Annotated in this window: 8 protein-coding genes; 3 read left to right on the forward strand and 5 right to left on the reverse strand. The window is 41.4% G+C overall.

All coding sequences use genetic code 11. The annotated features are described in order from the left end of the window. Window positions 1-24: 24 nt before the first annotated feature. Window positions 25-1,911, reverse strand: coding sequence for a transglycosylase SLT domain-containing protein (locus tag KZZ04_RS16805; protein WP_219423371.1), 1,887 nt, complete (start codon window positions 1,909-1,911; stop codon window positions 25-27). Between the two features lie 192 nt (window positions 1,912-2,103). Here KZZ04_RS16805 and fadB point away from each other — a divergent pair, with 192 nt between their 5' ends. The 3 genes from fadB (at window position 2,104) to tusA (ending at window position 5,972) form a co-directional block, all read left to right on the forward strand. Further along, window positions 2,104-4,263: a fatty acid oxidation complex subunit alpha FadB gene (fadB, locus tag KZZ04_RS16810; protein WP_219423373.1), complete on the forward strand. Its 2,160-nt coding sequence runs from the start codon at window positions 2,104-2,106 to the stop codon at window positions 4,261-4,263. 4 nt (window positions 4,264-4,267) lie between these two features. Then, window positions 4,268-5,437 carry an acetyl-CoA C-acyltransferase FadA gene (fadA, locus tag KZZ04_RS16815; RefSeq protein ID WP_008130791.1) on the forward strand — a complete coding sequence of 390 codons (1,170 nt, stop codon included), beginning with the start codon at window positions 4,268-4,270 and terminating at the stop codon, window positions 5,435-5,437. A 295-nt stretch (window positions 5,438-5,732) separates the two neighbouring features. After that, window positions 5,733-5,972, forward strand: coding sequence for a sulfurtransferase TusA (gene tusA, locus KZZ04_RS16820; RefSeq protein WP_058405177.1), 240 nt, complete (start codon window positions 5,733-5,735; stop codon window positions 5,970-5,972). Window positions 5,973-6,100: 128 nt separating this feature from the next. Here the strand turns inward: tusA and KZZ04_RS16825 are convergent, their stop codons facing one another. The 4 genes from KZZ04_RS16825 to gyrB all read right to left on the reverse strand — a co-directional run bounded on the left by KZZ04_RS16825 (window position 6,101) and on the right by gyrB (window position 12,201). Beyond that, the gene (locus KZZ04_RS16825; RefSeq protein ID WP_219423375.1) at window positions 6,101-6,550 is read right to left on the reverse strand and encodes a hypothetical protein; all 450 of its coding nucleotides are present in this window, start codon (window positions 6,548-6,550) and stop codon (window positions 6,101-6,103) included. Window positions 6,551-6,658: 108 nt separating this feature from the next. Further along, the gene (gene glyS, locus KZZ04_RS16830) at window positions 6,659-8,728 is read right to left on the reverse strand and encodes a glycine--tRNA ligase subunit beta (RefSeq protein ID WP_219423376.1); all 2,070 of its coding nucleotides are present in this window, start codon (window positions 8,726-8,728) and stop codon (window positions 6,659-6,661) included. Between the two features lie 2 nt (window positions 8,729-8,730). Next, the gene (gene glyQ, locus KZZ04_RS16835) at window positions 8,731-9,633 is read right to left on the reverse strand and encodes a glycine--tRNA ligase subunit alpha (protein WP_008130780.1); all 903 of its coding nucleotides are present in this window, start codon (window positions 9,631-9,633) and stop codon (window positions 8,731-8,733) included. A 141-nt stretch (window positions 9,634-9,774) separates the two neighbouring features. After that, window positions 9,775-12,201 carry a DNA topoisomerase (ATP-hydrolyzing) subunit B gene (gene gyrB, locus KZZ04_RS16840; protein WP_219423378.1) on the reverse strand — a complete coding sequence of 809 codons (2,427 nt, stop codon included), beginning with the start codon at window positions 12,199-12,201 and terminating at the stop codon, window positions 9,775-9,777. Window positions 12,202-12,212 lie beyond the last annotated feature (11 nt).

Genomic DNA, 12,212 nt, shown 5'->3' on the forward strand with positions numbered 1-12,212 from the left:
CCCCCTAATTTAAACTTATGTTTACTACCCGCCTATTTTCATTTCCAGTATAGGAGCCAATATATTACCCTCTCGGCCCATGCGAGTATGGTATACCTGCCTATAAGCAAATACATTTTTTACGTAATCGCGTGTTTCACGGTATGGAATAAGCTCTATCCATAACTCTGCAGGCATTGCATCATCAGGCACCCAGCGTTTTATACGATGGTAGCCTGCATTATAAGATGCCGTAGCTAATATTTCGTTACCGTGATTTTTCTTTTTCAAATAACGTAGATAACTAGTTCCTAGCCTAATATTTGTTTTAGGTTGATATAACCGACTATTAGACACGCTACCTTTATTTACATATTTAGCAGTACTTGGCAGCAATTGCATTAAACCTCGAGCATTAGCACTTGATCGCGCGTCAGGTGCAAATGAGCTTTCTCGCCTTGCTATAGCTATACTCCACGCCACATCTATTTTATTGCGCTTACTGTAGCGTTCAAATATGTCTTGAAAAGCAAACGGAAAACGCTGCTCAACGTTATCCCACGCTTTTATTTTAGCCAGTGTGAATATAGTGCTGTCGTGCCACCCCAAATCGGTAGATAAAACGGAGGCTGCAAGTTTTTCTTCTTCATTTGAAGTATTTGTTAAGTAATTCCACTCACGTCTCGCGGAAGTAACACGCTCTAGTTCGTATAATGCTTTTGAACGTTTAAAACCGGGAGCATTACTTACTTTATTGATTAGTTGCTCACTGACCACTTTAGGTTGATTATTTAAATCAACCGATAACCCTAAACGAGCAGCAGCTAAAAAGCCGTAGTAATCTCGGTTAGTTGCAATACTTTGCCACATTTCTTTAGCTTTTTGCTCATCGCCGCGTTCTGCGTAACTATATGCAAGCCAATACTGTTGACCCAAGCTAAGGTTTTCTTTACCAGTAAAAAACGCAGCAATGCCTGCCCAATCCTGAGTTTTTAGCATATTACCAAGCTGCCATTGCATTAATTTGTTGTCTTGGCGCTCTTTTGGCACTTTGTTTAACCAAAAACTGGCTTGTTTATGCCCGCTAGAAGCGAGTGATAAAGCAAAGGTGTAGTATAAATCTGCCTTTTCTTCATCGCTGTAGTTAAACATACGCTCTATTTTTTCCCATGCGCGAAGTGCAAGTTCTTTATCTCGCCAAATTAGACGCTTAACACCATAAAGTGCAATTTCCCCCTCTTTGCGCGATTTATTTTTATAGCGGTATAACCCCGCCGCGGCACTCGGGTCGCGTCGTACTTTTAAATATAAGTCAGCAAGGTAACGCTCATTTTTTGGTAAAAGTGTTTTTAAATAAGGAAGTAAACTTTGTGTACCGCCTTGCGCGGCAAGCGTTATTCGCTGCCATACAGTATCGGCATTCATATAGCCTTTTTTACGCCAATACGAAAATAACGAGTCACACTCTTTAGGTTGTGACTTACCCACCGTCCATAAATCGGTCACCTGATTTAAAATGGCCTTTTCTGGGGCACCTAAGTCCAGCTGATACCCTAAATAAGTGCAAGTGTACTCAACATTACTCGTGTCGCGGTAATTACGAATATACGCCGCTTTTCTATTATTTTTTTCAAGATACTCCAGCCACACTTTACGAACAGGCCATTCAAGTGGCGTATGCTGATATATATTTAGATAGCTTTCTATCTCTGCCTGATATTTTATGCTCGGGTTTCGTTGCCAGTATGTTTTTTCTACATACGGTTTTAGTGGGTGATTTAGGTTATTAACTACATTTTTGAACTCACGGTAACTTGCGTTGCGTACTTTTTTTTCAGCATCTAAAAATGCGTCGTTATCGATGCTAGCCTCGGCAGAATAAAGAGGAAAAATAAAAGCAGCTGCCGCAAAACTAAATAATTGTTTTTTCATAATGTCCTTTAATAAAAAATTAAAGTAGTGAATAAAAGCTTTTTCACCACCTTAGCACCAAACCAGCTATATTTTAACCAGTCGTTTGTAACCGAGTTAAATTTTTCGTTGCATTTTCTATTCAAAGCAAGCACACTGATTGAAATGCAAACTCATCGTACCAGTCTTAGTTCGTCAACTAGGGAGAATAAAATGTTATATAAAAGCGATTCCTTTGAAGTTAGCTTCCTAAAGGAAAACATCGCCGAGTTTAAGTTTTGTGTTGCAGGTTCTGTAAACACATTATCTCAAAAAACTCTTTCAGATTGTGCTGCAGCATTAAAAGAATTAGCTGCTAATTCTGATATCAAAGGCATGGTTTTTACCAGTGATAAAGACCACTTTATTATCGGCGCCGACATCTTCGAATTTTTACCTACATTTACTAAACCTGAAGAAGACTTAGTAGTGTGGATCAAAAACGCAACTGACGTTTTTGATGCAATTGAAGATCTTCCATTCCCAACTCTAAGCGTTGTAAACGGTTTAGCACTTGGCGGCGGATGTGAGTGGGCACTTGCTACCGATTATCGTGTTGCAAGCGAAAGCGCTAAAATGGGCCTACCAGAAGTTAAACTTGGCATAATGCCTGGTTTTGGTGGCACAGTGCGCTTACCACGTATCATTGGTGCAGATAACGCAATGATGTGGATCACTTCAGGCGCTGAAAACCGCGCAGCTGATGCCCTTAAAGTAGGTGCGTTTGACGCGGTAGTTAGTGCTGACAAACTTTTAGAGTCAAGTGTAGCAACACTTGAATTAGCGATTGCAGGCAAGTTAGATTGGCAAGCAAAACGCAACGCAAAACTACAGCCACTTAAATTAAACCGTGTTGAACAAGGCATGAGCTTTGCTATGGCAGAAGGTATGGTAATGGGTAAAACCAAAGGCCACTATCCTGCTCCGGTTATGGCAGTACGTACTATTAAAGCAGCGGCAAACTGTACTCGCGATGAAGCAATGGCAATCGAAAATGCTAACTTTGCAAAACTTGCGCGTACTAACGAAGCTGCAGCACAAACGGGCATTTTCTTAAATGACCAATTCATCAAAGGTAAAGCACGTAAACTTGCTAAGCACAGCGATGTAGAAATTAAACAAGCTGCAGTATTGGGCGCGGGTATTATGGGCGGCGGTATTGCATATCAGTCAGCTTATAAAGGCACACCTATCATAATGAAAGACATCCAACAGGATGCGCTTGATTTAGGTATGGGTGAAGCGTCTAAATTATTAGGTGCAAAAGTTAAGCGTGGCCACATGCCAATGGAAAAAATGTTGGCAACACTCAGTAAAATTAAACCTACACTTAACGATTCAGACCTACAAGACGCCAACATTATTGTTGAAGCCGTTGTAGAAAACCCTAAAGTTAAGCAAGCAGTATTAGCAGACCTTGAAAAGAACATGCCAGAAGGTACTGTACTTACATCAAACACGTCAACTATCTGCATTGATTTACTTGCTGAAGCACTTGATAAGCCAGAAAACTTCTGTGGTATGCACTTCTTTAACCCAGTGCCAAAAATGCCATTAGTAGAAATTATTCGTGGTGCAAAAACGTCAGACAAAACCATTAACGCAGTTGTTGATTATGCCCTTAAACTTGGCAAGTCTCCTATCGTTGTTAACGATTGCCCAGGCTTTTTTGTAAACCGTGTTTTATTCCCTTACTTTGCAGGCTTTAGCAAGCTAGTTGTTGAAGGCGCTAACTTTGCAAAAGTAGATAAAGTAATGGAAAACGTATTTGGTTGGCCTATGGGTCCGGCTTACCTACTAGATGTTGTAGGTATTGATACGGCTTATCATTGTACTGGCGTAATGGCTGACGGTTTCCCTGAGCGCATGGCGCGTGCAGAAAAAGACCCAGTGACTGTTTTCGCAAATGAAAAACGTTTTGGTCAAAAGAACAAAGCAGGCTTCTACAAGTACGAAACAGACCGTCGTGGTCGTCTTAAAAAATCAAGCGATGCAACAGCAGTTGAGCTACTAGCGCCAATTACTGATGCACCGAAAGAATTTGATAAACAAGAAATCATTGACCGTTGTATGATTCCAATGATCAACGAAGTTCTTCTTTGTTTACAAGAAGGCATTGTTGCTTCTCCACAAGAAGCTGATATGGCCCTTGTGTACGGTGTTGGTTTCCCTCCATTTAGAGGCGGTGCGTTCCGTTACTTAGATCAAACTGGTTTAGCTAACTTTGTTGCAGCAGCAGACAAATACGCTCACCTAGGTGCGATTTACCAAGTATCAGAGCAAACTCGCAAATGGGCTGAAGAAGGCCGTGTTTTCTATAAGGTGGAAGGTTAATATCATGAATAATCCAGTAATTGTAGATTGTATCCGCACACCAATGGGTCGCTCAAAAGGCGGCGTATTTAAAAACAAGCGTGCGGAAGATTTAAGCGCTCATTTAATGAAGGGCTTACTAGAACGCAACCCAGCGGTTGATCCTGCATCAATCGACGACATTTATTGGGGTTGTGTACAGCAAACATTAGAGCAAGGCTTTAACGTTGCACGTAACGCATCGCTACTTGCGGGTATTCCACACTCAGTACCAGCAACGACCGTTAACCGTTTATGTGGCTCGTCAATGCAAGCATTGCACGACGCTGCGCGCGCTATTATGACTGGCGCTGGCGATACTTACCTAATTGGTGGTGTTGAGCACATGGGTCACGTTCCTATGACTCACGGTAACGACTTTCACCCAGGCCTAGCAACGTCAATTGCGCAAGCTTCAGGCTCTATGGGTTTAACAGCAGAATACCTTGCAACTATTCACGGCATTAGCCGTCAGCAGCAAGATGAATTTGCATACCGTTCGCATCAACGTGCACATGCTGCAACAGTTGAAGGACGTTTCCGCCGCGAAATTTTAGCAATGGAAGGTCATGCAGCAGATGGCTCTTTAATTTTAGTTGAAGACGATGAAGTAATTCGTCCTGAAACAACGGTTGAAGGTTTATCTCAGCTTCGCCCAGTATTTAACCCAGCATCGGGTTCTGTTACAGCGGGTACATCTTCTGCACTTTCTGATGGCGCATCAGCGATGTTAGTAATGAGCGAAGAAAAAGCTAAAGAGTTAGGCTTACCAATTCGTGCGCGCATTAAAGCAATGGCAGTTGCCGGTTGCGATCCATCAATCATGGGTTACGGCCCAGTACCAGCAAGTAAAAAAGCACTTGCACAAGCGGGTATCACAATTGATGACATTGATGTAGCTGAGCTTAACGAAGCCTTCGCAGCGCAATCACTGCCAGTACTTAAAGACTTAGGTTTAGCTGATGTGGTTGACGAAAAAGTTAACTTGAATGGCGGCGCTATCGCTCTGGGCCACCCTCTAGGTTGTTCTGGTTCGCGTATCAGCACCTCGCTAATTCACTTAATGGAAGATAAAAATGCTAAATATGGTTTAGCGACTATGTGTATTGGTTTAGGCCAAGGCATCGCAACTGTATTTGAGCGTGTTCAAGACTAATACTCTTAACATGTAAACCATCTTGGTGAGTAAAAAGGCGCACTGACGAAAGTTAGTTCGCCTTTTTTATTTGCCAAATTTAAGGTACTTTACTAAAGCGATTTAGATTAGTGATGTTGTTGTGATCGGGTTTATAATTTAATGTTTATGTGTATAAACTTAAATGAAAACTGATCCAGATCTAAGTAATTTAGTTAAAGTATACTTAAAATTACGCTAAACTTTGGCGCAACAAAAAAGTCTGACTACTCATTAAAATCACATATTTGAATCACTATTAACAGGCATACGTACTATGAATTTTGATAATCCCGATCACCAATTAGATGCAATAGGTCTTCGCTGTCCAGAACCTGTAATGATGGTACGTGCTGCTATTCGAAAAATGAACGAGGGTGAAACACTGTTAATAACCGCCGATGACCCATCAACCACCCGTGATATTCCAAGCTTTTGTGTATTTATGGATCACACGCTGGTCGCTAAAGACGCGAATGAAGCACCGTATAGGTATGTGGTGAAAAAAGGGTTGTAAAGCTCTCAGTTCTCAGTTCTCAGTTCTCAGTTCTCAGTTCTCAGTTTCAAAATAGAAACCGTGCTCGTTAAATCAAGTACGGTTTTTTACTTCTCTTTACGCTAAAAACTGCAACTATAAACATTCTGCTATTTCTTCGTTATAGTCACTTTTGGTTCGTCGTAGTCACTGAAATCAATGCTGACTATATACGCGCCTTTTATCGCAGGTGTATAACTAAAGTAATTATAAATAGTATTACAGTCTGCGCTTGCTGCTTGGCCTAGCGTTAAACTTTGACCTTGTGGATATGAGTCGCTATAACCACAGTTAAAGCCTTCACTAAAATCGGCATCGGCTATTTTAAATTCGTACACTTTACCTGGTGTGCTAAATTTTACCTGTGCTTGATAAAGTGCTGGGCCCACTAAATTAAACTGATATTGAGGCTCTGCATCCCATAAAGTAAAATCGCCTCGCAGGTACATGGTGCGGTCGAGTTCTTTTTGTGGCAATACATCGTTAATTGATATTTGGCTTGAACATGCGCTGAGTAACCCAACAATAGCGAGTGGTATTATTTTTTTTATTGAAATCATCAATTTTAATCCTATTCATTATACATATTAAAAAAATGCCTATTTTGCTAATAGGTATTAAAACTAAAAAGCCAGCGTTATGCTGGCTTTTTAAATTGCTATTGGCTGTTATTTTTGTAAAACAGATATATCTGCAATATCCAAAAATAAACCACTTAACTGACTTAATAGCGCAAGGCGATTTTGCTTAACATCTTCATCGTCAGCCATAACCATTACGTTGTCAAAAAAGTTATCAACACTTTCACGAATGCCTGCCAATTGGCTAAGCGCCTCTTGGTAGTTTCCATCAGCATAAAGTGGTGCCAGCTCAGTCGCAAATTTTGCCACTTGTGAAGCAAGTGCTTTTTCTGCATCGTCGCTTAATAAGCTCTCATCAACGTTACCTTGGCTTGTGATATCGTTTTTAGCCAGAATATTACCTACACGCTTATTAGCTGCTGCAAGCGCTTCTGCGGCGTCTAAAGTGCGAAAGTGGCTTACCGCTTTAACACGGCGGTCAAAATCAACAGGTTTAGTTGGACGACGCGCAAGCACAGCTTGAATTACATCAACTTCAATGCCTTCATCTTGATACCATGCGCGGAAGCGCCCTAGCATAAACTCAAACACATCTGTTGATACATTTAGATTAGTTAGCTTATCGCCAAACAATGTTTGTGCTTTTGCTACTAGGTCTAAAATATCAAGCGGTAACCCTTTTTCGACCATGATACGCAATGCACCAATAGCAGCACGACGAAGTGCAAATGGGTCTTTATCACCTTTTGGTGCTTGGCCTATACCAAAAATACCCACCAGCGTATCAAACTTATCAGCAATGGCTACTGCACAACTAATTAGGTTTGTAGGTAAGTTATCACCTGCAAAGCGTGGCATGTATTGCTCATTTTGCGCTATGGCTACATCTTCTGCTTCACCGTCAAAACGAGCGTAATGCATTCCCATTACACCTTGTACGTCGGTAAATTCCATTACCATTTCGGTCATTAAGTCTGTTTTACTTAATAGGCCTGCACGTTTTGCAAGGTCTTTATCTGCGCCTAATTGCTCTGCAATGTATCCGGCAAGTTCGCTAATACGTACAGACTTATCTTTAAGCGTACCTAACTGCTTTTGGAATAAAACGGTATCTAGCGACTCTAAACGGCTTTCTAATGTTTTCTTTTTGTCGGTTTCAAAAAAGAACTGCGCATCGGCTAAACGTGGACGCACTACTTTTTCGTTACCTGAAATTACCACGCTTGGATCTTTACTTTCGATGTTAGATACAAACAAAAACTTATTTAAAAGTTTGCCGTTTTGATCTAATAACGGGAAGTATTTTTGATCGTCTTTCATGGTGTAAATTAGCGCTTCGGCAGGTACATCTAAAAATGCTTCTTCAAATGTTGCCGTTAACGTTACTGGCCACTCTACAAGTGATGTTACTTCTTCAAGTAAGTCTTCATCCATTGCAACAACCGCATTCACTGCGTTTGCAGCGTCTTCTATTTGTGCACGAATTTGCGCTTTACGTTGTTCGTAGTCAGCAATAACGTAAGCAGATTTAAGTACATCAAAAATCTCATCAGCATGGCTGATGCTAATTTTTTCTGGGTGATGAAAACGGTGACCTTGCAGTTGGTTACTTACTTGCTTACCCAGTATTTCACCTTCGAGTAACTCGCTACCAAATAAAATAGTGACGGTATGAACTGGGCGAATAAATTGTGTTTTATTTGCCCCCCAGCGCATAGGCTTTGGAATTGGTAATTTACTTAACGCTTTAGCGATAGCATCTGTCATTAGCGTTTTTGTTTCTTGCCCTGCTACTTTAGCAATATGCAGTAACCATGCGCCTTTATCGGTTTCAAGTGTTTGTGCTTCACTTACGTCAATACCACAACCACGTGCCCAACCCATCGCGGCTTTAGTTGGGTTACCTTCGCTGTCGAACGCTGCTTTTGTTGCAGGGCCGCGTTTTTCAACTTCTTTGTCTTGTTGTTTAGCTTCAAGCGCTTTTACTTGCAAGCCCAAACGACGAGGTGAAGCATACCAGCTTACGCCTTGGTGCGCTAACTCTAGTGTTTCTAACTCTTGTGTTAAGTTTGCAGCAAATGCTTCGGCAAGTTTACGCAACGACTTTGGTGGCAATTCTTCAGTGCCAATTTCTACTAATAAATTTTGTGCTGACATGCTTACTTATCCTTACACAGCGGGAAACCAAGCGCTTCACGTGCATCGTAATAACTTTGTGCACATGCTTTTGATAACGCGCGGACACGTAAAATATAACGCTGACGTTCTGTTACCGATATAGCATGACGCGCGTCTAATAGGTTAAATGCATGCGATGCTTTCATTACTTGCTCGTAAGCAGGAAGGGGTAAGTTCGCTTCAATTAACTTTTGGCTCTCGGCTTCACACTTATCAAACTGTGCAAACAAATCTTCTACGTTTGCATGTTCAAAGTTGTAAGTAGACTGCTCTACTTCATTTTGATGAAATACATCGCCGTAGGTTACGCGTCCTAATGGACCGTCTGCCCATACTAGGTCGTAAATACTATCTACGCCTTGAATATACATTGCTAAACGTTCAAGGCCATAAGTAATCTCGCCAGTTACTGGTGAGCACTCTAAACCCCCTACTTGTTGGAAGTAGGTAAACTGCGTTACCTCCATACCATTTAACCAAATTTCCCAACCTAGGCCCCACGCACCTAATGTAGGTGATTCCCAGTTATCTTCTACAAAGCGTACTTCGTGAGTAAGGGTATCAATACCCATTGCTTCTAGTGAGCCTAAGTAAAGCTCTTGAATGTTATCTGGTGATGGCTTTAGCACTACCTGAAATTGGTAGTAATGTTGTAAGCGATTTGGATTTTCACCATAGCGACCATCCGTAGGACGACGACACGGTTGAACGTATGCGCTCGACATTGGCTCTGGGCCAATAGACTTTAAAAATGTTTGCGGGTGGAATGTCCCTGCGCCCACTTCCATATCAAGTGGTTGAATAATGACACAGCCTTGCTGCGCCCAATAATCCTGTAAAGCCAGGATCAAACCTTGGAAGGTTTTTACGTCGTATTTTTGCATATTTGGCTTTTTACTATCTAAGAAGTAGCGTGAAAATTACCCTTAGTATACCGTGTGTACACTCAGGTTTTAAGCAGTTTGTTTATTTGTAGAAAATAAAAAAGGAGCCATTAGGCTCCTTTTTATTATCTAAATATGTTTTTACACGTCTAAGTTAACTACGCGAAGCGCGTTAGTTTCAATAAAGTCACGACGTGGCTCTACCTGATCACCCATAAGCGTAGCAAATAACTGATCCGCGCCTACAGCATCTTCAATGGTTACTTGTAACATACGGCGTGCACCTGGATCCATGGTTGTTTCCCACAGTTGATCAGGATTCATCTCACCCAATCCTTTGTAGCGTTGAATATAGATCCCACGCTTAGATTCAGTGATCAACCATTCCAAAGCATCCACAAAGTTATCAACAGGTTTTGTTTTCTCACCACGTTGAATATAGGCACCTTCTGTAATGATGTTTGCAATGTTAACACCAGTCACAGCAATACGTTGGTAATCACGCGATGTAATGAAGTCGTAGCTTAGTACATGAGACTTATCTACACCGTGTTGACGAATATTCACAACTGGGTAGTACAAGTTACGCTCTGCATCATACTCAGTTGCAGCGTTGAAAATAGTTGCATCTTCGTCACGGTCTACTAGGTCATCAACAAGCTCTTTTGTCCACGCAATTACTTTAGCTTCGTCTTCAAGGTCTTCTTTTGTTAATTCGCTTTGGTAGATCAAACGTTCCATTACCGTATTAGGGTATTTACGTTTTAAACGCTCGATTACTTTAACTGTGTTTTGATAATCGTGAACTATTTCCTCTAACGCTTCACCTTCAAGTGCTGATGCATCGGCACTTGTGTATAGCGCTGCGTTATTTAGTGCAAGCGATGTTAAGTAGTCAACAAGTGCAGGATCGTCTTTTATGTAGCGTTCTTGCTTACCTTTTTTCACTTTATAAAGTGGTGGTTGAGCAATATAAATATAACCGCGCTCTACAATTTCTGGCATTTGACGATAAAAGAACGTAAGCAACAAGGTACGAATGTGAGAACCATCCACGTCCGCATCGGTCATTATAATGATACGGTGGTAACGTAGTTTTTCAGGGTTATATTCATCACGGCCAATACCACAGCCTAACGCAGTGATTAGCGTTGCCACTTCTTGTGAAGACAGCATTTTATCAAAACGTGCTTTTTCAACGTTTAGAATTTTACCTTTAAGCGGAAGAATCGCTTGATTCTTACGGTTACGACCCTGCTTGGCTGAACCGCCAGCAGAGTCCCCTTCCACTATGTAAAGTTCTGATTGCGCAGGATCTTTTTCCTGACAATCTGCTAATTTACCCGGTAAACCGGCAAGGTCCATAGCGCCTTTACGACGTGTCATTTCACGTGCTTTACGTGCAGCTTCACGCGCACGTGATGCATCAATAATTTTCCCAACAACAATCTTAGCATCTACTGGGTTTTCTAATAAAAACTCAGTGAATTTTTCAGCCATTGCTTGTTCTACCGCAGACTTAACTTCGCTAGATACTAGCTTGTCTTTTGTTTGCGATGAAAACTTAGGATCTGGAACTTTAACACTGATAACTGCAGTCAAACCTTCACGCGCATCGTCACCGGTTGCGTTACTCGTTGTTTTTGCTTTCTTGTTAAAGCCTTCTTTTTCCATAAAGTTATTAAGTGTACGTGTTAGCGCAGATCTAAAGCCAGCTAAGTGAGTACCACCATCACGTTGTGGAATGTTATTTGTGAAACAGTAAATGTTTTCTTGGTATGCGTCATTCCATTGCATTGATACTTCAACGCTAATTCCGTCTTCAACACGCTCATGTGTAAAGTGGAATACACCTTTATGAATAGGTGTTTTATTGCGGTTAATGTATTCAACAAATGCCTGAATACCACCTTCGTATTTAAAGTGATCGCTTTTATTTTCTTCACGCTCATCATTTAAAATGATGCTAACACCGGAATTCAGGAACGACAGTTCACGTAGGCGTTTTGCTAAAATATCGTAATGAAAATCTAAATTAGTGAATGTTTCTGCACTAGGCCAAAAGCGTAGTTCTGTCCCCGTAGTTTCAGAGTCACCAATGACAGCGAGTGGTGCATCTGGCACACCCATAGTGTAAAACTGCTCATGAAGTTTGCCTTCGCGACGCACGGTTAGTTTTAATTTTTCTGAAAGTGCGTTTACAACCGAAACACCTACACCATGCAAGCCACCTGATACTTTATAAGAGTTATCATCAAACTTACCACCAGCGTGAAGTACCGTCATGATTACTTCGGCAGCCGAAACGCCTTCTTCTTCATGGATAGACACTGGGATACCACGGCCGTTATCTCTAACCGAAACAGAGCCATCTAAGTGAATCGTTACAAAAATATCATCACAATGACCGGCTAAGGCTTCGTCTATTGAGTTATCAACGACCTCAAACACCATGTGGTGTAAGCCTGTGCCATCATCGGTGTCCCCTATATACATTCCAGGACGCTTTCTTACTGCGTCTAATCCTTTAAGTACTTTAATACTCGACGAGTCATAATTCTCAGACATGGTTAATCCCA

The organism is Pseudoalteromonas sp. CR1 (assembly GCF_019392235.1).
Taxonomy (GTDB): domain Bacteria; phylum Pseudomonadota; class Gammaproteobacteria; order Enterobacterales; family Alteromonadaceae; genus Pseudoalteromonas.

Bases quoted from the DNA above. Each gene is read 5' to 3' on its own strand.
- KZZ04_RS16805 (WP_219423371.1), bottom strand. From the start codon at position 1,911: ATGAAAAAACAATTATTTAGTTTTGCGGCAGCTGCTTTTATTTTTCCT.
- fadB (WP_219423373.1), top strand. From the start codon at position 2,104: ATGTTATATAAAAGCGATTCCTTTGAAGTTAGCTTCCTAAAGGAAAAC.
- fadA (WP_008130791.1), top strand. From the start codon at position 4,268: ATGAATAATCCAGTAATTGTAGATTGTATCCGCACACCAATGGGTCGC.
- tusA (WP_058405177.1), top strand. From the start codon at position 5,733: ATGAATTTTGATAATCCCGATCACCAATTAGATGCAATAGGTCTTCGC.
- KZZ04_RS16825 (WP_219423375.1), bottom strand. From the start codon at position 6,550: ATGATTTCAATAAAAAAAATAATACCACTCGCTATTGTTGGGTTACTC.
- glyS (WP_219423376.1), bottom strand. From the start codon at position 8,728: ATGTCAGCACAAAATTTATTAGTAGAAATTGGCACTGAAGAATTGCCA.
- glyQ (WP_008130780.1), bottom strand. From the start codon at position 9,633: ATGCAAAAATACGACGTAAAAACCTTCCAAGGTTTGATCCTGGCTTTA.
- gyrB (WP_219423378.1), bottom strand. From the start codon at position 12,201: ATGTCTGAGAATTATGACTCGTCGAGTATTAAAGTACTTAAAGGATTA.